21 protein-coding genes are annotated in these 26,312 nt (G+C 56.6%); 11 read left to right on the forward strand and 10 right to left on the reverse strand.

All coding sequences use genetic code 11. The features are described from left to right. The first annotated feature begins 56 nt into the window (after positions 1-56). Entirely contained in the window at positions 57-611 is a 555-nt protein-coding gene (gene rfbC, locus EV681_RS12485; protein ID WP_130304169.1) for a dTDP-4-dehydrorhamnose 3,5-epimerase, read from the forward strand. A gap of 54 nt (positions 612-665) precedes the next feature. Beyond that, positions 666-1,514 (forward strand): UTP--glucose-1-phosphate uridylyltransferase GalU, encoded by an 849-nt coding sequence (gene galU, locus EV681_RS12490; RefSeq protein ID WP_130304170.1) that lies wholly within the window; start codon positions 666-668, stop codon positions 1,512-1,514. Between the two features lie 134 nt (positions 1,515-1,648). On the opposite strand, the gene hemB is transcribed toward galU, so the two are convergent. Together hemB and yihA are read right to left on the reverse strand one after the other, a co-directional pair. Beyond that, positions 1,649-2,662: a porphobilinogen synthase gene (hemB, locus tag EV681_RS12495; protein WP_130304171.1), complete on the reverse strand. Its 1,014-nt coding sequence runs from the start codon at positions 2,660-2,662 to the stop codon at positions 1,649-1,651. A 312-nt stretch (positions 2,663-2,974) separates the two neighbouring features. Continuing rightward, positions 2,975-3,598, reverse strand: a complete 624-nt coding sequence (yihA, locus tag EV681_RS12500; RefSeq protein WP_128393165.1) for a ribosome biogenesis GTP-binding protein YihA/YsxC — start codon at positions 3,596-3,598, stop codon at positions 2,975-2,977. A 172-nt stretch (positions 3,599-3,770) separates the two neighbouring features. Here yihA and EV681_RS12505 point away from each other — a divergent pair, with 172 nt between their 5' ends. The 3 genes from EV681_RS12505 (at position 3,771) to ccsB (ending at position 8,083) form a co-directional block, all read left to right on the forward strand. After that, a complete protein-coding gene (locus tag EV681_RS12505; protein ID WP_128393164.1) occupies positions 3,771-4,484 on the forward strand; it encodes a c-type cytochrome in 714 nt (237 codons plus the stop codon). Positions 4,485-4,613: 129 nt separating this feature from the next. After that, complete coding sequence (locus EV681_RS12510) at positions 4,614-6,722, forward strand: cytochrome c biogenesis protein ResB (protein ID WP_423191206.1); 2,109 nt, start codon at positions 4,614-4,616, stop codon at positions 6,720-6,722. Positions 6,723-6,730: 8 nt separating this feature from the next. Further along, positions 6,731-8,083, forward strand: a complete 1,353-nt coding sequence (gene ccsB / locus EV681_RS12515; protein ID WP_130304172.1) for a c-type cytochrome biogenesis protein CcsB — start codon at positions 6,731-6,733, stop codon at positions 8,081-8,083. 128 nt (positions 8,084-8,211) lie between these two features. On the opposite strand, the gene EV681_RS12520 is transcribed toward ccsB, so the two are convergent. The 6 genes from EV681_RS12520 to lptM form a co-directional block, all read right to left on the reverse strand. Beyond that, positions 8,212-9,105 carry an ABC transporter permease gene (locus EV681_RS12520; protein WP_207227063.1) on the reverse strand — a complete coding sequence of 298 codons (894 nt, stop codon included), beginning with the start codon at positions 9,103-9,105 and terminating at the stop codon, positions 8,212-8,214. Further along, complete coding sequence (locus tag EV681_RS12525; RefSeq protein WP_130304173.1) at positions 9,092-10,054, reverse strand: ABC transporter ATP-binding protein; 963 nt, start codon at positions 10,052-10,054, stop codon at positions 9,092-9,094. Before EV681_RS12525 ends, EV681_RS12520 begins: the two co-directional genes overlap by 14 nt. 3 nt (positions 10,055-10,057) lie before the next feature. Beyond that, a complete protein-coding gene (locus tag EV681_RS12530) occupies positions 10,058-11,092 on the reverse strand; it encodes an ABC transporter substrate-binding protein (protein ID WP_130304174.1) in 1,035 nt (344 codons plus the stop codon). A gap of 202 nt (positions 11,093-11,294) precedes the next feature. Then, positions 11,295-12,212, reverse strand: coding sequence for a TauD/TfdA dioxygenase family protein (locus EV681_RS12535; RefSeq protein ID WP_207227064.1), 918 nt, complete (start codon positions 12,210-12,212; stop codon positions 11,295-11,297). Positions 12,213-12,588: 376 nt separating this feature from the next. Continuing rightward, positions 12,589-13,896 (reverse strand): diaminopimelate decarboxylase, encoded by a 1,308-nt coding sequence (gene lysA, locus EV681_RS12540; protein WP_130304175.1) that lies wholly within the window; start codon positions 13,894-13,896, stop codon positions 12,589-12,591. 260 nt (positions 13,897-14,156) lie between these two features. Then, the gene (gene lptM / locus EV681_RS22645; RefSeq protein WP_207227065.1) at positions 14,157-14,417 is read right to left on the reverse strand and encodes an LPS translocon maturation chaperone LptM; all 261 of its coding nucleotides are present in this window, start codon (positions 14,415-14,417) and stop codon (positions 14,157-14,159) included. Between the two features lie 34 nt (positions 14,418-14,451). Between lptM and cyaY the strand changes: the two genes are divergently transcribed. Continuing rightward, entirely contained in the window at positions 14,452-14,781 is a 330-nt protein-coding gene (cyaY, locus tag EV681_RS12550) for an iron donor protein CyaY (protein WP_128393159.1), read from the forward strand. A 394-nt stretch (positions 14,782-15,175) separates the two neighbouring features. Here the strand turns inward: cyaY and EV681_RS12555 are convergent, their stop codons facing one another. Continuing rightward, on the reverse strand, positions 15,176-17,629 hold the full coding sequence (locus EV681_RS12555) for a penicillin-binding protein 1A (RefSeq protein WP_128393158.1): 2,454 nt from the start codon (positions 17,627-17,629) through the stop codon (positions 15,176-15,178). A 208-nt stretch (positions 17,630-17,837) separates the two neighbouring features. Between EV681_RS12555 and EV681_RS12560 the strand changes: the two genes are divergently transcribed. The 5 genes from EV681_RS12560 (at position 17,838) to EV681_RS12580 (ending at position 23,369) form a co-directional block, all read left to right on the forward strand. After that, positions 17,838-18,413, forward strand: a complete 576-nt coding sequence (locus tag EV681_RS12560) for a shikimate kinase (RefSeq protein ID WP_128393157.1) — start codon at positions 17,838-17,840, stop codon at positions 18,411-18,413. Next, positions 18,413-19,546, forward strand: a complete 1,134-nt coding sequence (aroB, locus tag EV681_RS12565; protein ID WP_128393156.1) for a 3-dehydroquinate synthase — start codon at positions 18,413-18,415, stop codon at positions 19,544-19,546. Before EV681_RS12560 ends, aroB begins: the two co-directional genes overlap by 1 nt. Positions 19,547-19,549: 3 nt before the next feature. Then, on the forward strand, positions 19,550-20,680 hold the full coding sequence (locus tag EV681_RS12570) for a deoxyguanosinetriphosphate triphosphohydrolase (RefSeq protein WP_130304176.1): 1,131 nt from the start codon (positions 19,550-19,552) through the stop codon (positions 20,678-20,680). 167 nt (positions 20,681-20,847) lie between these two features. After that, the gene (locus tag EV681_RS12575; protein WP_130304177.1) at positions 20,848-21,690 is read left to right on the forward strand and encodes a response regulator transcription factor; all 843 of its coding nucleotides are present in this window, start codon (positions 20,848-20,850) and stop codon (positions 21,688-21,690) included. 47 nt (positions 21,691-21,737) lie between these two features. Further along, on the forward strand, positions 21,738-23,369 hold the full coding sequence (locus EV681_RS12580; protein ID WP_130304178.1) for an acyl-CoA synthetase: 1,632 nt from the start codon (positions 21,738-21,740) through the stop codon (positions 23,367-23,369). Between the two features lie 87 nt (positions 23,370-23,456). On the opposite strand, the gene uvrA is transcribed toward EV681_RS12580, so the two are convergent. Further along, positions 23,457-26,312, reverse strand: a complete 2,856-nt coding sequence (gene uvrA, locus EV681_RS12585; RefSeq protein ID WP_128393152.1) for an excinuclease ABC subunit UvrA — start codon at positions 26,310-26,312, stop codon at positions 23,457-23,459.

Raw genomic sequence — 26,312 nt, forward strand, 5'->3', positions numbered from 1 at the left:
GACCGATCCGTTATAATCTGCGCTGATGCCAACCATTGGGGCTTTGCCTGATACGCATGAAAACAGAACGCCTGGTTATTCCCGATGTCCTGCTGTTTACTCCCAAAGTGCATCGCGACGAACGCGGCTATTTTCTGGAGGCCTACCGGCAGCAGGTGCTCGATGAAGCCTTGGGCCGCGCGCTGCGCTTTATCCAGGACAACGAATCACAGTCGTCTTATGGCGTGGTGCGGGGCCTGCATTACCAGTTGCCGCCCTATGCCCAGAACAAGCTGGTGCGTGTGGTGGCCGGGCGCGTACTCGATGTCATTGTGGATTTGCGCAAGAGCAGCGCGACCTTTGGACAGTCCCTGCAAATTGAACTGGATGCGGTGCGCAAGCAATCGCTGTTTATCCCGGCAGGGTTTGCGCACGGTTTTGCCGTGCTCAGCGAACAGGCGATATTTACCTACAAAACCGATGCGGCCTATGCGCCAGATTACGAGCGTGGCCTGGCCTTTGATGACCCGCAACTGAACATTAACTGGCAGGTGCCGCGCGAACATATGATACTGTCTGACAGGGATTGCCGTTTTCCTGTGTTTGCCGGTCTGCAGGACTTATACCCCTGAGCACAAAGGGTTTTATCATAAAATGATGTTATTCGATATATCAACGAGGTTTAAATGAATCCGATCCGTAAAGCTGTATTTCCCGTCGCAGGCCTGGGCACCCGCTTTTTGCCGGCGACCAAGGCCATGCCTAAAGAGATGCTGCCCATTGTGGATAAGCCACTTATCCAATACGCAGTGGAAGAGGCCGTCAAGGCAGGCATTACCGATCTGATTTTCATTACCGGGCGGCATAAGCGCGCGATCGAGGATCATTTTGACTCCATGCCCGAGCTGGAATCCGAGCTGGAATCCGAGCTGGAAGAGAAGGGCAAGCAGGAAATGCTGGCGCAGGTGCGGCAGGTCATTCCATCCAATGTCAATTGTATTTACATCCGCCAGTCGGCTCCGCTGGGCCTGGGGCACGCCGTGCTGTGCGCCGAACCGGTGGTGGGCAATGAGCCATTCGCAGTGTTGCTGGCTGATGACCTGATCGATTCGAACGTGCCGGTTACCCAGCAGTTGATTCAGGCCGCACATGCCAATAACGGCAGCGTGCTTGGCATTCAGACCATCGCTCGCGAAGACGCCAATAAATACGGGATTATCGCGGGCAAATCGGTCTCATCCAATACGATCCAGGTGAACCAGATCGTTGAAAAACCTGCACCGGCCGATGCTCCTTCAGACAAGGCCGTGGTGGGTCGCTATATTCTGGAACCGGAAATTTTTGAATACCTGCGTCACATCGGCAAAGGCGCCGGTGGCGAGATCCAGCTTACTGACGGCATTGCTGCCTTGCTCAAAAGCCGTAATGTATTTGGGTTTGCCTACGAAGGCACGCGCTACGATTGCGGCAGCAAGGCTGGGTTTTTTGCCGCCACGGTAGCGCTGGGCCAGAAATATCACGGCTTCAAGCTGTAATTCATTGCTGGCAAGGCAATCGCGGCGGGCAGGAAATCCCGTTTCCCGTGATTGTCTGTCAATGAACCGGCCACGGATCGCACATCTCGGGCGCGTATGCGCCCGATGGCAGGCGGCAAGTGGTTTACTGACGTTTACTGACGGCCGGTCAGAATACGTGCCGCGTCAATTGAGAAGTACGTCAGGATGCCGTCGGCGCCAGCGCGCTTGAAACACATCAGCGATTCCATCATGACTTTGTCGTGGTCCAGCCAGCCGTTTTGCGCGGCCGCCTTGATCATGGCGTATTCGCCGCTAACCTGATAGGCGTAGGTGGGCACGCGGAAGTTATCCTTGATTTCCCGCACGATGTCCAGATAGGGCATGCCAGGCTTGACCATCACCATATCGGCGCCCTCGCGGATATCCGCTGCAATTTCCCGCAGCGCTTCGTTTCGATTGGCCGGATCCATTTGGTAAGTCATTTTGTTGGATTTGCCCAGATTGGTGGCCGAGCCCACCGCATCGCGAAACGGCCCGTAGAAGGCGCTGGCGTACTTGGCTGAATAGGCCATGATGCGAGTGTAGATCAGCTTTTCCTTTTCCAGGGCCTGCCGGATGGCACCGATACGGCCGTCCATCATATCGCTGGGCGCGACATAGTCGGCGCCGGCCCGAGCCTGGGTCAATGCCTGCTGCACCAGGATGTCGGTGGTCTCGTCATTCAGTACGTAACCGTTTTCATCCAGCACGCCATCCTGCCCGTGGCTGGTGTACGGATCCAGCGCCACATCGCACAAAATACCCAGCTCGGGGAATGCTTTCTTGAGCATGGCAATGGTGCGTGGAATCAGGCCGTCTTCATACGTGGCAGCAATGCCGTCGGGCGTTTTCAGTGCCGGGTCGATAGAGGGGAACAACGCCATTACCGGAATGCCCAGCGAAACACAGGTCTCGGCCACTGCCAGCAGCGTATCGGGGCTGTATCGGTTTACACCTGGCATGGACGCCACCGCCTCGGTCACGCCGGTGCCTTCCTTGATGAATACCGGGTAAATCAGATCATTGACGGTCAGGACATTTTCCTGAACCAGCCGGCGCGAAAAGTCGTCGCGACGGTTGCGACGGGGGCGGGATGCGGGAAAATCGGCAGTGATAATTGAAGTCATGGTGTTATCCGTATTGCAGTCGGCACCGCAGGGGTGCAATAAAAAGGTGAAGCAAAAAAGGTGATTAGAAATCATCCACAGGTTTGTGCAGGTCCAGGGTAAGCAGGCAGACAAGGGGTGGTGGCACACAGGCCAAGCCAGTCGTCGGCACAGGCCGCTTGGTGGCCCGGTGCTTGCGCCCATCGCGTGGCAAGTGGATGCCCTGAAACAGACGTCCGGCTACAAATCCGCTGACGTCAGATGTGTCATCAGAGTGTCCGACGTCCGAAAAGTTCAGCCCGGTTGGCTGCCTGTTTACGGAAAGCCTGGCAATCAGGGGACGACCTGCGGAGAAATCCAGTTGACGATGCTGTGGTCGGCCTCTTCCAGCCCGATGCGTTGCGTGGCGGAAAACGGCACCGCATTCAGGGCGCCGATATCGGCCAGCTCCTTTTTTACGGCAAAGACCGCCTTGATGCGTTGTCCGTAGGGCAGTTTGTCTGCCTTGGTCAACAGCGCCAGCACGGGTTTGCCGGTAGGCGCGATCCAGTTGGCCAGGCGTCTGTCCAGATCGGTCACGCCACGGCGGATGTCAATCAGCAGCACGACGCCAGCCAGCGAGGTGCGCTGGCGCAGATAGGCGCCCAGCACTTCAGCCCATTCTTCGCGGGCGTCGCGGGCGACAGAAGCATACCCGTAACCGGGCAAGTCGGTCAGAAAGCCAAGCGGCTGCTCCGGATCCAGCGGATCGGGAATGCCAAACAGGTTGATCAGCCGGGTGCGTCCTGGTGTTTTGCTTGAAAACGCCAGCTTTCTCTGGTTGGCCAGCACATTGATAGCTGAGGATTTGCCGGCGTTGGAGCGGCCCACAAAACAGACTTCAGGCGCCCCTGGCGGCGGCAACTGGTCGAGCCGGGCGGCTGAAGTGTAAAACGAGGCGCGATGTAATATTGACACAAAGGGTTCCGGCAAAAAAAGATTCGTCCTCTATTGTATAATTGCTAGGCCAAAAAATGCCTAAATTCATGTTTGAGGTTTATACTTCCGTGTTTATACGCATTTGTCTTTTAAAATACGGGCCGTGGCTGCTAAAGTGCGCCCCAGATCCATGGGATCACAGAGGATATTCATGAAGCGAGTTTTAACAAACATTCTTGTAGCCGGCAGCGTTCTGGCTAGTATGGCCTTCGGTACGGCAGCTTTCGGCGCAGAGGCCGCTGCTGCATCCGCTGTTCCTGACGCCGAGAAAGGCGCGGCCCTCTATACAAAGGGTGATACTGCTCGCGGCATTCTTGCCTGTGTCGCCTGTCATGGCGCCAACGGCAACAGTGGCGTTGCCATGTACCCGAATCTGGCCGGCATGCCTCATGAATACCTCACGCTTCAGCTTGAACACTTCAAAGCACCCGCCGACAAGGTTATCCGCGGCACACCAGACGGCAAACCTACGGCCATGGCACCTATCGTGGCACAAATGACCAAGGAAGACATGCAGAATCTGTCAGTCTTCCTGAGCAAACAGCAACTGACCCAGCCTGCCAAGGCCAAGCAGGGCGAGAACCGGAAAGTGGTCGAACGTGGTCGCCAGATCTGGCGTGCCGGTATCCCCGAGCGTAGCGTTCCTGCCTGTGCATCGTGCCACGGCGCGACCGGCCAGGGTATCCCATCGGCCTTCCCACGTCTGTCCGGTCAGCATCCGGAATATCTGGAAGCCCAGTTGCATGCCTTTGCTGACGGCTATCGCACGCAGGGCGGTGCAGAAAACATGATGGGTAAAATTGCCAACCGCATGAACAAGGCAGACATCCAGGCCGTTGCTGATTACGCAGCCGGCATTCGCTGATCAACAGCCTTACGGTCAGCGGCAGCCTGGCAATTGGCCGCGACCAACAATTTCTGACCCGCGTTATGGAACTTTTCCGTAACAACGGGTCAAAGAAGGGGTAACGCGCATCGTGTGCCCCTTTTTCTTATGACAAACTCAGTATCTAGACCAACTACCAGAGCCTGGGGCGCCCAGCTCGTTGAATTGCTTGGCTCCATGCGTTTTGCTGTGAGCCTGCTCATGTTTATCTGCGTGGCCAGCATTATTGGCACGGTTTTGCAGCAAAATCAGCCTGACCTGACTTACACCGACCAGTTCGGCATGTACTGGTATGCGGTTTTCAGCAAATTCGGCGTGGCGCAAGTCTACAACACGTGGTGGTTTCTGCTCATCATGACTTTCCTGGTGGTCTCCACCAGCATCTGTCTGATTCGCAATGCGCCCAAAATGCTCAAGGACATGCGTTCGTTTCGCGAGTACATCCGCGAAGGCAGCTTGCGTGCCTTTCCGCACCGCATCGATATTCAAACCGGTCTTACCTCGGCTGCCTCACTCGCGCGGGTCCGCAAGTGGCTGAAAAAAGAAGGGTATGCGGTCAAGGAAAAAACCGACGCCAGCGGCACGCTGCTGGCGGCCAAAAAGGGCAGTGCCAATCGGCTGGGCTATATTTTTGCGCATTCGGCCATTGTGATCGTCTGTATCGGCGGGCTGCTCGACAGCGAGCTGCCCAACCGTCTGCAAATCTGGCTGGGCAGCAAGCAACCCATTCCCGACACCGCCCGCTTCGTTTCCGATGTGCCCGAGGCGGCACGTTTTTCGCCGGGCAACCCCAGTTTTCGCGGCAATGTCTCCATCGCCGAGGGCAATTCGTCCAACACCGGGATTCTGGCGCTCAGCGGCGGGCAGTATTTGCAAATGCTGCCCTTCGATATCAAGCTCAATAAATTTATCATCGAGTACTACGAAACCAATGGCATGCCCAAGCGCTTTGCCAGCGAAGTGACGATTACAGACAAGGAAACCGGCCAGGTCTCCAATGAAACCATCGAAGTCAATCATCCGTTCCAGATGCACGGCATTACGCTGTATCAGTCAAGCTTTCATGACGGCGGCTCGAAGGTTTCCGTGACCGGCTATCCACTGGCGGGCAACCACAGCGCGCCGTTTGAATTGTCGGGCGTTGTCGGCGAGCAGACGCGCGTGACCACAACGCTCAATGGCCAGAGCAAAAACTACAGTGTGATCTTTGATGATTTCAAACCCATCAACGTCGAAGATCTGTCCGCTCCGAATCCGGGCGCGGCCCAGCCCAAAACGTTCCAGGAAGACATTCTGGCGGTGACCGGCAGCGCTGCCGGCAGGAATGAAAAGAAATTGCGCAACATTGGTCCCAGCGTGTCCTATACGCTGACCGATGATCGCAACCAGTCCATCAAGTTCAATAACTACATGTTGCCGGTCATGCTTGAAGACTCACCGGTTTTCCTCATAGGCATGCAGTTGCCCGGCGACTCGATGTTCCGTTATGTCCGAATTCCTGCCGATGGTAAAAGTACTGTCAACGAATTTCTGGCCATGCGCGCAGCATTCAGTGACAAAACGATGCGCCTGAAAGCGGCGACGGCATATGCAGAAAAGAATCAGGATGGCCGTATCGATAAAGCGGTCATCATCCAGCTGGCCGAGCGCGCGCTCAGTGTCTTTGCGGCTGATGGCTTTACCGGTATCGACAAATATGTTGAAGGCGAGGGTGTGCCTGAAAGCGACAGGGTCCCTGCCCAGTTGCGCGAACCCATGAAGAAAATTCTGCGCGAGTATCTGTTATTCAGTGCCATTGAGCTGCGCAACCTGGCACGTGAACAGGCAGGCCTTGCACCCATCGTTTTCGAGGGGCCAGATGCCCAGGCACAGGCGCGCTGGTTTGACCTCTCCTTGCGCGCAGTCTCTGACCTGGCAAACTACCCGGCGCCCATGTTTCTTCAGTTGAAAACCTTTCAGCACATTCAGGCCACTGTTTTGCAGGCTACGCGTTCCCCGGGTAAACTAATGGTCTATGGGGGATCAATCCTGCTGATACTGGGTGTGTTTTCCATGTTCTACATCCGTGATCGCCGAATCTGGATCTGGGTCAAGCCCGGTCAGGACGATCAGGATAGCCGTATGATGGCAGCCATGACCTCGCAAAAACGCACCCTCGACTTCAATCGTGAATTCGAGCGCTTCCGCCATTACTTTACCGGCAACGAAAAAGCCTAGGGGCAAATATGTCAAATACCGTTGTGACCGCATCAGGAGCCGCCGACCAGCTGGTCGATTGGGAAAAGAATATTACCGAGTCCGGTGACAGCCGCGTGCTGCGCGGCAAACCGGACTTTTCCGACATATTATTCCTGCTGGTGTTGCTGGCAGGGGCCATCTACGCCATCATTCAGTACCCCGACTCGATGGATTACTACGAGAAAGCCATTCTGGTCGGCATGACATTTGCGGCCACCTGGATTGGCTGGTTGTGGCGGCCCGCGCGCAAGCTGATGATCGCCTGTGCCCTGGCTGCCGGTCTGGCCATATGGCTGTATGACGGCCAATTGGCACATGCGGAAAGCAATTTCCTGCTCAAATACCTGCTCTCTTCACAATCGGCCATTTTGTGGATGTGCGCACTGTTTTTCATGGCCACCGTGTGCTACTGGATCGGATTTGTCAGTACGACCGGCGCCTGGATGGGATCAGCCTTGACCTGGACCGGCGTTTTTGCCGGCTTTACCGGCCTGCTGGTGCGCTGGCGCGAGGGCCATCTGATCGCGCCCGACATGGGGCACATTCCTGTCAGCAACCTGTACGAAGTCTTTGTGCTGTTCTGCCTGATCACGGCCCTGTTCTACCTGTATTACGAGAGACGCTACAACACGCGCGCCCTGGGCGGCTTTGTGTTGCTGGTCATCTCGTCTGCGGTCATTTTCCTGCTCTGGTACACATTCGAGCGTGACGCGGCAGTGATTACGCCATTGAATAACGCCTTGCGCAGTTGGTGGATGAAACTGCACGTGCCGGCCAATTTCATTGGATATGGTTCCTTTGCACTGTCCGCGATGGTCGGTTTTGCCTATCTGGTCAAGCAGCATGGTGCCACCACCAGTTGGAAACCCATGATTCCGCTGCTGGTTGTGGGTGGCGCCATGGTGTCGGAGCTGTTCATTTTCCGTGACAAAGACAATATGGGCTTCTGGTTTGTCTACTTTCTGGGTAGTCTGGCCATCGTTGCTGCCATTTTGCTTGGGCGTCGCGTTATTGCCGCTAAATTGCCGCCGCTGGAAGTGCTGGACGATATCATGTACCGGTCCATCTCCATCGGCTTTGCTTTTTTCACTGTGGCCACCATCCTGGGTGCATTCTGGGCTGCCGATGCCTGGGGAACATATTGGCAATGGGACCCGAAAGAAACCTGGGCCTTCATCGTCTGGCTCAATTATGCGGCCTGGCTGCACCTGCGCCTGATGAAAGGCATGCGCGGCACCTTTGCGGCCTACTGGGCGCTGGTTGGTCTGGTTATTACCAGCTTTGCCTTCCTGGGCGTCAATATCTTCCTGTCGGGCCTGCACTCTTACGGAGAGCTGTAAGCCGCTGCTGGCGGCCAGCGCCGACCAGCCAAAAAAAAGGGATACCCAGTTATACGGCAACCGGGTATCCCAACAGGGAAAATCATCAATTCATTTCTATGCGCCGCGCCGGCGGGCGCTTGCGCAGGTTACTGCTGCGTGCCCCAGCGGCGCACCGTCATTTTCTCCAGGGTCGTAAAGACCAGGTTTTCAACCACCAGGCCCAGGATCACAACCATGACCAGTCCGGCAAACACTTGCGCGGTTTCCAGTTCATTCCGGTGCTGGAACACATACCAGCCCAGGCCGCCCTGGCCGGATGATGCGCCAAAGACCATTTCTGCCGCGATCAGCGTACGCCAGGCAAAGGCCCAGCCAACCTTCAGGCCGGACACGATGGACGGCAGCGCGGCCGGAATCAGGATCTGCCAGACAAACCTGAGTCCGCGCAGCCCGTAGTTCTGTCCTGCCATGCGCAGCGTTTGCGGCACGCTCTGAAACCCGGCGAAGGTGTTGAGGGCCAGCGGCCACATAACTGAATGGACCAGTACAAACAACAAGCTGGTTGTGCCCAGCCCGAACCACATGAGCGCCAGCGGCAGCAAGGCAATGGCCGGTAATGGGTTGAACATGGATGTAAGGGTGGACAGGACATCCCGGCCAAGGCGGGTGGAAATGGCAAACGTGGTCAGAAAAAAGGCCAGTATCACACCCAATGCATAGCCTTGCAGCAGCACCGACAGCGAGATCGCCATGCGGGCCGGCAACTCGCCATTGACCAGATCAGCCCACATGGCGCCAATGGTGGCGGTAAATGTCGGCAGAAGCAGCTCATTGTCCTGCCAGCGACCGACTATTTCCCAGATCACCGCCAGCACTGCCAGGATCAGGATTTTACGTATGCCGTCATGATTGAGCAGGCGATGTGCCAGGCTCAGGGGTTCGCGAACCGACTCGGCCTGTGCCGTCGGCGCCAGTGCCGACAGTGGATACTCGAACTCTGGTCGGTAGGGCGGTTCAATGCGCATGCTAGGCTGGTTCATGGGAACGCTCGGCAAGGGTGGAATCCGATTCGGCCGCAGGCAGCTGCTCGAACAGAAGGCGGTGAATACGGCTGGTTGCCGCCTGAAACTGCTCGCTGCCCGCACTATCCATACTGAATTGATGGCTGTTGATCTCTGCACGCACTCGGCCCGGATGCGGCGACAGCAGCAAAATCCGGTTGCCGACCACCAGGGCTTCTTCTATGGAATGGGTCACGAACATCAATGTGACCCGGGTTTCGTCCCACAATTGCAATAATTCTTCCTGCATTTTGCGCCGGGTGAGCGCATCCAGCGCGGCAAACGGCTCGTCCATCAGCAGCACGGCCGGTTCCATCGCCAATGCACGCGCAATCGCAACGCGCTGCTTCATGCCCCCCGAGAGCGTATGCGGGTAGGCATGCAGGAAGCTACCCAGCCCGACCCGGTGCAAATAATGCTCGGCGCGTTCCCTTGCCTGTACCTTATCCAGCGTACGCGACGCGCGCAGGGCAAAAACGACATTTTGCAGCACCGTCTTCCACGGGGCGAGCTGATCAAATTCCTGAAACACCACCACACGGTCGGGCCCTGGCCCGGAAATGGCTTGGCCATTCAGGGTAAAGGCGCCCGATTTGGGCTTGATAAATCCGGCCGCCGCTTTGAGCAGACTGGATTTGCCGCAGCCGGACGGGCCCAGCAAAATGAACCGGTCGCCTTTGTAGATGGAGAAACTGACCTCGCGCGTGGCCTGTACGATGGCATTGCCTGTCTCGTACTGCAGGCTTACCCGCTCTGCACGGAACAGGGCCTCTGGCAGGCTGACTTGCCGCGAAGCATGATCATGCTGCAAAGCGTCCTGGTCTGCCGGATGGATGGACGCGCTGTGGCCAGCGCTCTGGGGTTTTGACAGCGTTTGCTCAGACGCGGCAGCCAGTCGCAATGCGGTGTTTTTCAGTGCATGGGCCATATTTCAACTGCCATTGTGGTTGTGTTCGTCGTCAAAAAAGTAATCCTGATAGGACGCCGGGCGATTCTTGATGGCGCCGACATCGCCCATGAACTGAGCCAGCGGGAAGGTATTTTCCGGCGCCAGCTTGACCTGGATATCGGGATTTTTGATGATTTCAATCAGCAGGTTGCGATCGATATTGCTTTTAGCCGTTCGAATATACGCATCGGCCGCGCCTTCAGGATCGGCCTTGATAAACGCCGCGGCTTCTTTTAACGACTCGACAAAGGCGCCATAGGTCTTGGGGTTGTCCTGGCGAAACTTTTCTGTGGCATACAGCACCGTTGAGGTCGACGGTCCGCCCAGCACGTCATAGGATTTCAAAACGATATGTGCGTTCTTGTTGCCTTTGAGTTCCTGCTCCTGATAGGGGGGCGTGGCAAAATGAGCGTTGATTTCCGTACCGCCCTTGATGATGCTGGCGGTCGCTTCGGGATGGGGCAACGTTACCGTCAGCCGATCCAGCTGTTTGAACGCTTCCTTGCCCCATTGTTTGGACGCGGCCAGTTGCAAGATGCGTGCCTGGACCGATACGGTTGTTGCCGGCAACGCAATGCGATCCTTATCGCCGAAGTCGGCAATGGTTTTAACGTCTGGATTATTGCTGATCAGATAATAGGGGAAGTTGCCCAAAGAGGCGACGCCTTTGACATTGTATTTGCCGCGCGTTTTATCCCAGATCGTCAGTAGTGGGCCGACACCGGCGCCTGCGATATCGATCGAGCCAGATAGCAGGGCATCGTTAATTGCGGCGCCCCCAGACAGTTTGACCCATTGAGGCTTGATCTCAAGGCCTGCAGTTTTGCCGTGTTTTTCGATCAGTTTCTGATCCTGCACAACCTGCAGCAACAGATACACGATGCCATGCTGTTCAGCGATGCGCAACTGGCCTTCAGCATGCGCCGTGGTGCTGACAAGCGCGCAGGCCGATAGTAGAAGCGCTGCGGTACGTATTGACAGAAAACGAAGCGGGCGTTTGGCAGGATTGGTAATCATGATGGGCTCTCTGGCTAAGGTGACGATTGAAATATTGTTATTGGCCGCCGGGCATGCGGCATGTCGATGGGCAGAATCAGAACAAGGTACGGGCAGTGTTGCACCGGCGATTCAGACTGTCCCGCAGCGATGCCGCGGCCAGTTCAGGCGCATGGGCCGGGCCCGGCCAAACAGGCTGCGCCGGGGATCAACACATTTGTGATCAAACTGGCACGGCCCCTTCCACTGTGGTCCGGTTCAGACGGCGCCGTTGATCGTCGGGGGTGCCGCCGGCCAGATGGATGACCGACCGGTTATCCCAGAAAACCATATCGTCTTTCTGCCATTGATGGGTGTAAATGAATTCGGGGCGGACACTATGCGCAAACAGTTGCTGCAGAATATCCTCGCTCTCGTCCTGCGGCAGACCGACGATACGCGAGGTAAAGTGTTCGTTTACGAACAGGGTCTTGCGACCATTTTCAGGATGGGTTGTGACCACCGGATGCACCACCGGCCGCACTTCATCCAGCTGCGCCTGCGTCAGTGCCGGGCGCCATGGCGCCTTGGCGCGCTGTTCTGCGTAGCGCTTGACGTAGCTATGCTCTGCCTTAAGAGGCAGCAATACCTTCTGCAGCGATGCAGGCAGGGTTTCCCAGGCCAGATGCATATTTGCAAAATGGGTATCGCCGCCGGTGTCGGGCAGCTCGCGGGCATGCAGCAGCGAACCCAGGCTGGGCACCGCCTTGTAAGACAGATCGGAATGCCAGAAAGCACCGGCATCGCCCAGGCCGATCGGCTTGCCGTTTTCCCGGATATTGGATATTTGCAGGATTTCCTCATGGCCAGGCAGTTGGAACTGCCTCAATACATGGATCTGCAGCGGTCCAAAGCGACGACTAAATTGCACATGCTGCGTCGGCGTAATGTCCTGTTTGCGAAACACCAGCACATGGTGATCGGAAAAGGCTTGTCTGATGCGTGCGAATGCCTCGTCGGGCAGCGGTTGATCAAGGTTCAGATTCAGCACCTCTGCGCCAAGTGGCGCGGCCAGAGGGCGGATCACGAAAGACGATTCAGACGACGCGGACTGGCCAACGGGCGTTGGGGATGAGGGGATTGAGGCGTAGACGGCAGACATAGATGACCAAAGTCGGAAATAGGGGATCAGATATGACCACTCTATATAAGGAATGCTTATACGTAAAATAGATAATACTTATTTATATATTCGGATATAAGAACGTAACCCGAATCAATATAGCGCGGCGCAGACGCCTGGCGCCTCGCCCCCTGTCCTTGCCGATGGCACTCTTATCCTGTTTGACAGGCGTGATCGCGCTGCATGAGTGGGGGCTGGGCCACAGACAGTCCAGCAGTTGGGCTGCGTTCGCGCCAGGCGCGCCATGGTCCTTTACCGAGGGCCTTCTTTCACCTGCCATAATGAAAAAAGCGAATGCCGAACTGTGGCACTCGCTTTGCATTATTCACCGGGCAATAGCCCGTATCTGGCGGTATCAATCAGGCAGCATCTGCTCCGAAGCGAACAGCTCTTCGACGGTTTCGCGGGGGCGGATCAGATAGCTCTGATCAGCGTCGACCATCACTTCTGCGCAGCGTGGCCGCGTGTTGTACTGGCCTGACATGACAAAGCCATAAGCGCCGGCCGATTCGATCGCCAGCAAGTCATTTTGCTGCAACAGCAACTGGCGGTCGCGCGCCAGCCAGTCGCCGCTTTCACAGATTGGACCAACAATGTCGTATACGCGGGCTTGTGTCGTGTCGTTCGCCTCGCTCGTGTCCGACGGGCGGGCAACAGGCAACACGCCATGCCAGGCATCGTACAGGGTGGGACGCAGCAGATCGTTCATGGCAGCATCCACGATGGCAAAATTCTTGCTTTCGTGATGTTTCAGGTACTGTACCCGGGTCACCAGGATGCCGGCATTACCAACCAGCGAACGTCCGGGCTCCATGATCAATTGTAGATACCCATAACCTCGGTCTTCAAGCCTCGCGAACACCTTGTCCAGCAGCAAGGCCGGGGCAATGGGGGTTTCGTCCTGATAGCGGATGCCAAGGCCGCCGCCAATATCCAGGTGTTCCAGTCTGATGTCCAGACCAGCCAGGGTATCGAGCAGATTCAGCAGGCGCTCCAGCGCATCCAGATAGGGCTCGATCTGTGTGATCTGCGAGCCGATATGACAATCGACGCCGACGATCCGGATGCCAGGCAGTACGGCTGCGCGCTGGTATACCTGCGCTGCTATTTCAATTGCAATTCCAAACTTGTTGTCTTTCAGGCCGGTGGAGATATAAGGGTGGGTCTTGGCGTCCACGTCCGGGTTCACGCGCAGGGAGACCGGCGCGGTGCATTCAAGCTGGCTTGCAATCAGGGAAATGCGTTCCAGCTCGTCGGTAGACTCCACATTGAAGCATTTGACACCCGCTTGCAGCGCGGCTTTTATTTCCCAATCCTGCTTGCCTACACCTGAAAAAACAATGGTGTCGGGCCGGGCGCCTGCTTTGAGGGCGCGGGCCAGTTCGCCGCCGGAAACGATATCGAAACCGCTGCCCCATTGCGCAAATTGCTGCAATACGGCCAGGTTGGAGTTGGCTTTCATGCCGAAACAGACCAGTGCGTTGCGATTGACCAGCGGCTGTGCGTAAGACTCCCAGGCCGCTTTGAGCGCCGCGCGGGAATAAACGTACAGTGGTGTGCCGTAGCGTGCTGCCAGCTCGGACACAGAGACAGACTCTGCCATGAGTTGCGAGCCGTCGTAATGAAAAAAGGGTGCACCCGCCGGGGCATTCAGTTCAGACATGATAAACAGTAGTTAATGAAACAATTAAAAGGGTGATGCCATACGAAGATGACAGAAAAATGGGGTAAGCACAGATAATGCCATAGTTATGAAAGTAGAAATGACATCACGGTGTCAGGCGCTGCTGGCCGGGCGCTTGCCCGCTTTCATTGAGCTGGCTGTTGTGACCTGTCCCATGCTGCAATAAGGATCAGGCTGAGGCAGGTCACGCCGCCAAGGATCACAACGCAAGCGCTTTGCGGCGCGCCAGCAATGGGCCATCACGGTGCGGCAGTTGTGCTGGTGCCGCTAGCGGGCTGCCTGGCGGCGGCATCACTGGCGGCTTGTTGCTTGGCCTTTTTCTCTGCTTCGGCCTTCGCCTTGCGCGCCTTGATGCGTTCTTCGCGCTCTTGCAACTTCTGCTTTTGCTCGGCTGTGGGAAGATACAGTGGCGCTTTATAGCCGCAAGCCGTTAAACCCACACTCCCGACAAGGAGGGTTACAATAATGGCTACAAGGCGTTTTATACTTGGCGCAGACACGGCACACCCTTTAAATTTTTTACAGAACCATATTATGACTGAATCAGAATTTCTTGCACGCGCAGATGCCCTCCTTGACAAGATCCATGAACAGGTCGACGACTGGTTTGAAACGCTGGATATTGATCTGGATGCCAGCCGCAGCGGTCAGGTACTCACTATCGTATTCAATCAGAAAACCCACGTGGTGGTCAACAGTCAGGCGCCGCTCCAGGAAATGTGGGTAGCTGCGCCTTCCGGTGGATTTCATTACAAGTTCGATAACACCAACTGGGTAGACACCCGGTCAGGAACGACGCTGCAGGATAACCTGAGCAGCATTTTTTCCGACATTACCAGTCGCGCGCTCACCATTACCCTCTGAGGGCTGCGCGGCAAAACCGCTATAATGCAGGCCGGATGTCGCCGCGATAACAATCGTGGTGGTATCCGGCCTGTGTGCCATGTGCCGCACCCAGTGGCGCACCGCACCAGGCGCCATACGAAGCTCTTGCCATTTCCAGTCAGATGCGTGGGCCAGGCGTGGGGCACGCGTCCCCTGAATCGTATTTTGAGCCGTGTTGCCCTGGATCCGAGCTATTGCGCCGGGTTTGCAGCGCTTTGAATCGTGTCCGGCCATGCCGAAGTAAAAATGGAAATAAAAAGGACTCATGCATGGGATGTGCATGAGTCCTTTTCATATTTCTGGTCAAACCGTGGGCTCGCTCCTTCAGATCCTCAGATCCGTCCAGTGCAGCCGGAGACCGTCTTAAGGCCGTTTAAAACCGTATAGGCGGGCCGCCCATGGGATTGAACGACTCTAGGGCTTTGCCGATGGCGTCACCCGATTGAGAGCCGGCCGGTTTGGCAGCATTCGGGTCCCGAGCGCCGCTGCCCGACACACCGATGTTGGCCAATGCCTTGCCCAGTGGGAATTCAGAGAAATAATAGTTGTCACCCACCTTGGCCAGCCCTTCAGGCATCGGGCCTGGCGCGGTCACAGGTACTTTTTTGAGGGCTGTTTGCATGTATGTGAGCCAGATCGGCATAGCCGCACCGCCCCCGGTTTCCTTGTCACCCAGTGATTTGGGCTGATCGAAGCCCAGCCAGGAAATGCCTACCAGCTTGGGGGTGAATCCGGCAAACCAGGCATCGAATGACTGGTTGGTGGTGCCGGTCTTACCCGCAATGTCATTGCGTTTGAGCGTGGCCTGAGTTCTGGCAGCGGTGCCCGATTTAGCCACGCCACGCAGCAGTTCATTCATTACATAGGCCGTACGGGGATCCAGTACGCGCTTGGTTTCATCGCCAGCCACGGCTGGCTGGGCCTTCATGATGACGCGTCCTGTGGCAATATCCACCACAGAATCAATAATGTAAGGATTGACGCGATAACCGCCGTTGGCAAAAACCGAGTAGGCGCTGGCCATTTGCAGCGGCGTCACGCTGCCGGCGCCCAACGCCATGGTCAGGTATGCGCTTTTGGGCGGCTGACGTGCGGGATCAAAGCCAAAGCGGGAGATGAACTCGCTGGCAAACTCCGGGCCCACCGTTTGCAGAATGCGGATGGAGACCATGTTTTTGGATTTGTACAAACCCTGGCGCATTGTCTGGCTGTAGGTGTACGAATTACCGTAGTTCTTCGGGCTCCAGGGCTTGCTGCGCGTCTGGGCTGCACTCAGATGAAAGGGCTGATCCGAAATATTGGTGCCCGGCGTAATACCGCGTTCAAGGCCTGCTGCATACACGAAGGGCTTGAAGGTAGAACCGGGCTGGCGCCAGGCCTGGGTAACACGATTGAAATCGCCGCGGTTGAAGTCGAACCCGCCGATCATCGATTCGATCGCGCCGTTTTGCGGATTCAGGGAAATGAACGCGCCTTCGACCGTTGGCATATTGATAATCGTCCAGGCGTTGTCCACTTTTTGCAGATAAATGACTGAACCACGCTGGATCCGGCGGGACACCGGCCCGCTCTTGACCAGGGCCCGTTTTACATAGCCCAACGACTTGCCGCTCAATTCGTAGATCTGCTCGGGCGTGCGCGCTGCAACCACTTTGTTGGCGCTGGCCGAGAGCACCACGGCCGTGACCAGGTCATCGCTGTCGCGGTGCTTATTGCGAATCTCTTCAAGGGCAAGATCAAACCGTTCCGTATCGTTCTCGATCCCGTCGGGCAGGTCAACCTGGGCTGCGGGTCCCGGATAGGGCTTTCTTCGCGTATACGACATAATGCCTTCGCGCACCGCATGATAGGCCACTTCCTGGTCTTCCGAGCGGATGGTCGTGTAAACGCTCAGGCCACGTCCGTACACATTGTCTTTGTACACGTTGTACATGAGCTGCCTGGCCAGTTCGGCGACGTACTGACCATGACGGGCAACGTTAGTTTCCGGTGTTTCCTGCGTATTGTCACGCAGGACGATTTTCTGGGCCATGGCCTGCTGGTGCTGTTCGGGCGTAATGTATCCTAGCTTTTCCATGCGATCGAGCACGTAATGCTGACGCGCGACAGCACGTTTCATGTTGGCGCGTGGATTGAAGCGGGAAGGCGCCTTGGGAATGCCGGCCAGCAAGGCGGCTTCGGCAACAGTTACTTCCGACAGCGGCTTGCCGTAATATGTGCGGGAAGCGGCGGCAAAACCGTAAGAACGATGCCCCAGGTAGATCTGGTTCAGATACAGCTCAAGAATCTGGTCCTTGCTCAGGTTCTGCTCGATCTTGTAGGTGAGCATCAGTTCATAGAACTTGCGAATAAAGGACTTTTCCGAGGACAGGTAGAAGTTTCGTGCAACCTGCATGGTAATGGTGCTGGCGCCCTGCGCCTTTGCGCCGGAAACCACGTTAGCAATCACCGCACGGCCTACGCCCGACCAGTCGACACCGCCATGGCTGTAGAAGTTATCATCTTCTGCGGCCAGCAGGGCCTGTTTCATGACATCCGGAATTTCGTTGAAGCGCAAGACGTTACGCCGTTCTTCGCCGTATTCGGCCAGCAGGACTTTGTCTGCTGTGTACACGCGCAACGGTACCCGAGGGCGATAATCGGTCATCGCCTTCAGATCCGGCAGGTTCGGCCAGGTCAGCGCGACGGCAAGGGTACCCAGCAACAAACCGCAAAGCCCAAGGCCAATGCAGAAGATGACGGATTGAAAAAGGAACCGGCCTATGCGCGAGCCTGCGCTCGGGCGCTGCACAGTTTTACGAGGGGAGTTGGGTTTACGTGTACTCATCGCAGGCAATTTTAATACCTTCTAGCGGGAAAAGCTGAAATTTTCGGCTCTTTCTGTAACTGAATTGTGCTGTGTGGTGTACATGTGCTATGTTGCAACAAATAAACGACAAATCCTTGAAAACATGGTGTCATTTCTTTGACAACGGTCACAGAACGTCTGTATTTTCACGCCCCGGCGTAACCGGGAGAAAAACCTTTTTACGTACATGCAGCATACAGAACAGGACAATTCCCATGTCCGCCACACCGGTCAGGCGCCCATTTTCCTCATCGGCATGATGGGCGCCGGCAAAACGACCATCGGCCGAGGCCTGGCCCGCTCGCTGGGTCGGGAGTTTCTCGATCTTGATCACGAGCTAGAAGCTCGTTGCGGGGTCAGTATTCCAACCATCTTCGATATTGAGGGCGAAGCCGGCTTTCGGCGTCGTGAAACCCAGGTGCTGCAGGATATCACCTTGCGTCGCGATGTGGTCCTGGCCACCGGCGGCGGCGCCGTCGTGGCGCCCGAGAATCAGGAACTGCTGCGCACACGCGGTATCGTGCTGTATCTGAAGGCGGGCAGCGATGAACTCTTTCGGAGAGTCGCAAAGGATAAAAACCGCCCCATGCTGCTGACGGCCAACCCCAAAGCGCGTATCGTGGAACTGTTAAAACAGCGCGAACCCATTTACGAGAGTCTGGCCGATTTCACGGTCGAAACCAGCCATGGCTCCATCAATACGGTGCTCGACGCTATTGACCGTCTATTGAAAGATTACCAACAACGAGGTGAAAGAATCTGATGGCCCCAGTCAACGTCGCTACATCTGCCGGACAATACCCCATTCACATTGCGCCGGGGCGCCTGCAGCACATTGCCGAATCGGTCCCCGCCAATGCAACGCGGCTGGTCGTCATCAGCAACCCTGTCGTGGACGGGCTGTACGGAGAGGTGCTGCGCCAGGCACTGGCCGGCCTGAACAAACCGGTGCTCACCATCATCGTGCCCGATGGCGAAGCCTTCAAGTCGCTCGATACCCTCAATACCATTTACGATCGCATGCTGACCGAAAAACTGGATCGCCGTGCCGTCGTTCTGGCGCTTGGCGGCGGCGTCATCGGCGACATGGCCGGGTTTGCGGCAGCGACCTACATGCGTGGCATCCGCTATATGCAGATTCCTACCACGTTGCTGGCCCAGGTCGATTCCTCGGTAGGCGGCAAAACGGCAGTCAATCACCCGCTGGGCAAAAACATGATCGGCGCGTTCTATCAGCCGGTCAGTGTCGATATCGACATCAATGTCCTGCGCACCCTGCCTGCCCGTGAAGTGTCGGCCGGGCTGGCCGAAGTCATTAAATACGGCCTGATTCTGGATCGTGCGTTTTTTGAATGGTGCGAAAGCAATGTTGCGCAACTGGTGGCCCTTGACGCAGACGCGCTGGCCTACGCCATTGCACGCTGCTGTGAACTGAAGGCGCAGGTCGTCTCGGAAGATGAAAAGGAAACCGGTCTGCGCGCCATCCTTAACCTGGGCCACACCTTCGGTCATGCGATCGAGGCGGGCCTGGGTTTTGGCACCTGGCTGCATGGCGAGGCGGTTGCTTGCGGGCTGGTTCAGGCCGCCGTGCTCTCGGGTAAGGTGCTGGGTATGCCTGAAACGGACATCGCAAGGGTGCGTGCGCTGGTGCGCGCCATCGGCTGTCCGGATATTGCGCCGGATCTGGGTGAGAGCACCTGGCTTGACCTGATGCAGGGCGATAAAAAAACCGAAGGCGGCGAAATACGTTATGTACTCATGCCGGCCATTGGTCAGGCAGTGGTGCAGGCCGCCCCATTGCAGCAGGTGCAGGAAACGCTCAGCGCCACGGTCGGCGATGTTGCCATCGATCGCCGCGCGGCCCAGCTTGCTGATCTGTCCGGCGCCCGGGCGTAAAACATGACAGTCACCATGCTAGCGCCTTACGCGACCCATCCGGCCCTCTCCAGAGGGCGCCAGCATCAGGAAGATGCCGACCCGGCGCGCGACCCTTTCCAGCGCGACCGTGACCGCATCATCCATAGCGGGGCCTTTCGCCGGCTCGAATATAAAACACAGGTTTTTGTTAATCACGAAGGTGATTTATTCCGCACCCGGCTGACTCACAGCCTGGAAGTGGCGCAAATTGCGCGGGCTGTGGCCCGCAATCTGGAACTGCACGAAGACCTGACCGAAGCGATCTCGCTTGCCCATGACCTGGGTCACACGCCATTTGGCCACGCCGGACAGGATGCACTTCACGAATCCATGCAGACCCTGCGTCCGGGGGCTGGTGGCTTCGAGCACAATCTGCAAAGCCTGCGGGTGGTCGATGAGCTGGAGGAGCGCTATGCCTCGTTCAACGGCCTGAACCTTACCTTTGAAACCCGCGAGGGAATTCTCAAGCATTGTTCACTGTCACACGCGCGCCAGCTGGGCGACGTGGGGCAGCGCTTTATCGACAGAAAGCGCCCGGGCCTGGAAGCGCAACTGGCCAATCTTGCCGATGAAATCGCTTATAACAATCATGATATTGATGACGGCCTGCGTTCGGGTCTTATCACAATTGAACAAATGCGCCAGGTGCAATTGTTTGCCACCTACCATGATGAAGTGAGCCGTCTGTTTCCTGATGTCACTGGGCGCCGGCTCATTGCCGAGATTATCCGGCGCATGATCAACGCCCTGATCGTCGACCTGACCCACACGACCCGGGACAATCTGCGCATTCATAAAATTCAGACACGTGAAGATGTGACGGAAGCCCCGGCGTTGCTGCAGTTTTCCGACACCATGCGCAGGCAGGCCGACGAGCTCAAATCCTTTCTGATGCATAATCTGTATCGCCACTACAAGGTGATGCGCATGGCCAACAAGGCCAGCACCATTGTCCAATCGCTGTTCAAGGCCTTTGTGGACGATCCGCGGCTGATGCCGGCAGACTACCGGCACGAGGATGAGCGCAGGCAGGCGCGCGCCATTGCCGACTATATTGCCGGGATGACCGATCGTTACGCGATCAAAGAATACAAGCGTCTGTTTGTCGTATAAGCCGAGGTATTGCATGGCAAACTGGATTGACTGACGTTAAGAATTATTCATAAAAGCACAATTCATTCTTTTTTCAAAAAGCATCAAGAGTCTTTTCAAAATAGGAACTTCGCATCTTGTTGGAAAATGATTTCGCATTTTCAATTTAGATAGTCAAGCGAAATCCTATGGACAGTCCGGCCCCACCATTGCGCAGCCCCCATGCTCTGTTTGTCGATGGCAATATGCAGAGTTTGCATGGCGTGCTTGCCGCCATGCGAAGTGCTGCCTTCCGTATCACAGTTGCATTTGACGGGCTGCAGGGATACGAAAAAGCCATTACGCTGCAGCCCGATGTCATTGTTTCGGAGTTGCATCTGCCCCGGCTTGAAGGTATTCCGCTATGTCGTCGGCTCAAGGCGAACACACTCACTACAGATATTCCCGTGCTCTTTTACAGCGATCTGGATGATCCGCAATCACGCATCCAGGCCCTGGAATATGGCGCTTCCGATTTCATATCCAAAGCCCATCCGTATGACGAAGTGGTGGCGCGAATCCGCATTCATGCCAATATCTCGCAACGATTGCACAGCGTACGGCAACAGCGGGCGTCTATGCTCTTGTCCCCAGGTCAGGACCAGCATACCGGCACCATTGACAGCGATGATGAAGTCGCCGTGCGCATCGTCATGCAATATGCGCAGGACAATCTGTCGGAAGATCTGAGTCTGCCCAAATTGTCAGCGCTGGTATCCATGAATAAAAAGCGCTTGAATCGCGCTTTCTGCAATGTTTGCGGTTGCAGCGCCTTTGAGTACATTCGTGATTTACGTATGCGCACTGCTAAGCACCTGCTGGCTACCACGTCGTTGCGCACACTGACCATTGCCGAAGAGGTGGGGTTTTCCAACGCCGCCAATTTCGCCACGGCATTTTTGAATATGCAGGGCATGACGCCGTCGGAGTACCGGCGGACCACAAAGCAATTACGGGTTTCCGAGAGTATGAAAAACACCAATGACGTATAAGCGATGACAGTGAACCGATATACAATTAAAAGAAAAGGAGACCTGTCTTGCTTACACGCCATGCAACCTATGCCGCAACAGTATCGGCTACCCACTGGAATGTGCCGCAACACTACAATATCGGCGTTGACGTTTGTGATAAATGGGCCGACGGGACCGGTCGTCTTGCCATCATTCACGAGAAGTCGCCTGCAGATATCCAGTACTACACCTTTGACCAGTTGAAAGCCTATTCCAACCAGTTCGCGCATGTATTGCAACAGGCTGGGGTGGCGCGAGGCGATCGGGTGGGTATTTTGCTGGCCCAGGGCATTGAAACAGCCATTGCGCATATTGCCTGCTACAAGTTGGGGCTCATTGCCATTCCCCTTTTTTCACTGTTCGGTTCCGATGCGCTGGCCTACCGTCTGTCCAATTCAGGCGCACGGGTCCTGGTAACCAATACAGAAGGGGTAGCCAAGCTGGGGTCTATTGCAACGCCCTTGCTTGAACTGAAAACCATCGTGGATATCGACGCCACGCAAAATACACCGGCAACGCTGGCGTTCTGGCCATCGCTGCAACAGCAGCCCGATAGCTTTGAGCCGGTTCGCACCCTGGCCGATGACCCTGCGGTCATCATTTATACCTCGGGCACAACCGGCAAGCCCAAAGGGGCCCTGCATGCGCACCGGATTCTACCGGGGCATTTGCCCGGCGTTGAAATTTCCCACAATTTCTTTCCCGAAAACGCCAAGGTCATGTGGACGCCTGCCGACTGGGCGTGGATCGGTGGTCTGTTTGATGTCCTTATGCCGTCATTGCATCACGGCATTCCCGTACTGGCCTGCCGTTTTTCCAAATTTACTGCCGAAGCCGCGTTCGATATCATGTCGCGGCACCAGGTCACCCACACCTTTTTGCCGCCAACGGCACTCAAAATGCTGCGCCGGCTGGAGAATCCGCGTGACCGCTGGCCGCTGGCGCTTCGCTCCATCGCAAGCGGGGGTGAAAGTCTGGGGCTGGAGCTGATCGATTGGGGGCAGCGCAATCTGGACATTACCATCAACGAATTTTATGGGCAGACCGAATGCAACATGCTGGTGTCGTCCTGCGCCGATCTGTTCGAGCCTAAAATAGGCAGCATGGGCAAGGCCGCGCCAGGCCATGATGTGCAGATTGTCAACGACCAGGGACAGGTGCTGCCCGACGGTGCCGAGGGTAATATCGGCGTCAGACGTCCCGATCCGGTTATGTTTCTGGGCTACTGGAACAACCCGGAAGCCACCCGGGAAAAATTTGCCGGCGACTTCCTGGTAACGGGAGATATGGGCGTTCGGGATGAAGAGGGTTTTTTCCGCTTTGTCGGGCGCAATGACGACGTGATCACCAGTGCGGGATATCGCATTGGCCCTGGCCCCATCGAAGATTGCATTCTTGGACATCCGCTGGTGAGCATGGTTGCCGTGGTGGGGCTGCCCGATGACGAGCGCACCGAAGCGGTCACCGCTTTTGTCGTGCTGAACGAAGGCGTGGCGCCATCGGAGGCCATCAAGAAAGAAATCCAGGATCATGTCAAAACGCGCGTGGCTGCGCACGAGTACCCGCGCCGCGTTTATTTTGTCGACGCGCTGCCCATGACCACAACCGGAAAAATCATCCGCAAGGAGCTGCGCAACTACACCGAGGCAGCCCGGTAGCGACAGGCATGGCTGCGCAGGGCCGTAGCGGGTCTGTGGCCAATAGCGCTGCTCAGGCATGACCAGCTATTGATCAGGAGCGATCGATCAGGCCTTTTCTCTTTCCAGTAGCGGCTTCAGGTAACGTCCCGTATGGCTCTTCGGGCTGGCGGCAATATCGGCCGGTGTTCCTGTTGCCACGATCTGTCCGCCACCCTGGCCACCTTCGGGACCCATATCAATCACCCAGTCGGCGGTCTTGATCACATCCAGATTATGCTCAATGACCACAACGGTATTGCCCGAATCTACCAGTTGGTTGATCACGGTGAGCAATAGTGCGATATCGGCAAAGTGCAGACCGGTCGTGGGCTCATCCAGAATGTACATGGTCTTGCCTGTGCTGCGCTTGGATAGTTCCAGCGAGAGCTTGATGCGCTGCGCTTCACCGCCCGAGAGCGTGGTGGCAGACTGGCCCAGCCGGATATAGCTTAAGCCCACATCCATCAGGGTCTGCAGTTTGCGATTGATCACCGGCACCGCGCTGAAATATTCCAGCGCCTGTTCCACCGTCAGATCCAGCACATCGCTAATGGTGCGGCCCCGATAGCGGATTTCCAGCGTTTCGCGGTTATAGCGTTTGCCATGACAGGTATCGCAAGGGACATACATATCGGGCAGAAAATGCATTTCAACCTTGATAACGCCATCGCCCTGGCAACTCTCGCAGCGGCCGCCCTTGACGTTAAAGGAAAATCGCCCGGGATCGTAGCCGCGGGTGCGCGATTCTGGCGTACCGGCAAACAGCTCGCGGATTGGCGTGAACAGCCCGGTATACGTGGCTGGATTGCTGCGCGGCGTGCGACCGATAGGACTTTGATCCACATTGATGATCTTGTCAAAGTGATCCAGCCCCTCTACCGACGTAAAGGGGGCGGGCTCGGTCTGGGCACGATGTAATTCGTGCGCCATCAGCGTTGCCAGCGTGTCGTTGATCAGGGTGGATTTACCTGAACCGGATACACCCGTGACGCACACCAGTTTGCCTGCAGGCACCTGCAGTTCGACGTTTTTCAGATTGTTGCCCGAGCAGCCACGTATTTTCAGCCATGCCTGCTCCTTATCCAGCTTGCGCGGGTTATGCGCCTTGATGCGCATGCGCCCGCTCAAGTAAGCCCCGGTCAGCGACGCTTGATCATTGGCAATCTGGTCCGGGGTGCCCTCGGCAATAATCTGGCCGCCGTGCTCTCCCGCGCCCGGGCCCATGTCCACCACCCAGTCTGCAGAGCGGATCATGTCTTCATCATGTTCGACCACAATGACGCTGTTGCCCAAATCGCGCAAATGCGCAAGAGTCTTGATCAGCCGGTCATTATCGCGCTGGTGCAGCCCGATAGAGGGTTCGTCCAGTACATACATGACGCCCGTCAGTCCTGATCCGATCTGGCTGGCCAGCCGGATACGCTGCGCCTCGCCGCCGGAAATGGTGTCCGCGCTGCGGTCCAGCGACAGGTAATTGAGCCCGACATTATTCAGAAACTCAAGTCTGGCACGGATTTCCCGCACAATTCTGTCGGCAATTTCCTGCTTGGATCCAGTCAGGTTCAGGTTTTCAAACCAGTGCAGGCATTCGGACAGCGCCATTGCTTCCACTTCATAGATCGCCATGCCCACTCGCGAACCGCCACGAGGTTCATTGCCGATCAGCACATGCCGGGCGTCTTCGCGCAAGCGCGAGCCGCCGCAATCGGGGCAGACTTGCAGGCTGCGGTACTTGCCCAGTTCTTCGCGCACGGTATTGGAATCGGTTTCCTTCCAGCGACGCTCCAGATTGGGAATAATGCCTTCGAACGCATGCTTTTTGACCGAGCCGCGGCCCTTGTCGTTCAGGTACACAAATGAAATTTCTTCGCTGCCCGAGCCATACAGCACCGTCTTCTGGATCGCGGGCGGCAGCTCTTCAAAAGGCACATCCATATCGAATTCGTAATGCGCCGCCAGACTGGTCAGCAGCGAGTGGGTAAACGCGTTGCGCTTGTCCCATCCCTTGATGGCGCCGCTGGACAAACTCAGAGTAGGGAAGGCCACGACCCGTTTCGGATCAAAGAACCAGGTATGCCCCAGGCCGTCGCATGTCGGACAGGCGCCCACCGGGTTGTTAAAGCTGAACAGACGTGGTTCCAGCTCTGCCAGGGCATGGTTGCAGATCGGACAGGCATAGCGAATGGAAAACGGCTGTTCGCGTTCATTGTCCATATCCAGCACCAGCACGCGACCATCTGCCAGCTTGAGCGCGGTTTCTATGCTTTCGGCCAGGCGCTGCTTGCTTTCTTCACGCACTCGCAGGCGGTCAATGACCACATCGATCGAGTGCTTTTCATTTTTGTTCAGAACCGGACGCGGCTCCAGCTCGGTCATCTGGCCATTGATGCGCACCCGTACAAAGCCCTGGGCCTGCAACTGGGCAAAATCGTCTTCATAGCTGCCCTTGCGTTCCCGCGCGATGGGGGCCAGGATGGCAATGCGCGTGTCGGCAGTCATGGCCAGAATGTGGTCCACCATATGCGCAACCGACTGCGCCTGCAGGGGTTCGCCATGTACGGGACAGTAGGGCGTGCCTACGCGGGCGTACAGCAGCCGCAAATAATCGTGAATCTCGGTAATAGTGCCGACAGTGGAGCGGGGGTTATGGCCCGCCGCCTTCTGTTCAATGGAGATCGCCGGCGACAGGCCTTCGATCAGGTCCACGTCGGGCTTGTCCATCAGTTGCAGGAACTGCCGGGCATAGGCCGACAGGCTTTCCACATAGCGGCGCTGCCCTTCTGCGTACAATGTGTCAAAGGCAAGCGAAGACTTGCCTGAACCGGATAAACCGGTCAAAACGACCAGTTTATGACGGGGGAGGTCGAGCGACACATTTTTTAAATTATGCGTACGGGCACCGCGAATGCGGATGGCATCCAT

Source organism: Advenella incenata (genome assembly GCF_004217095.1).
Lineage (GTDB): Bacteria > Pseudomonadota > Gammaproteobacteria > Burkholderiales > Burkholderiaceae_B > Advenella > Advenella incenata.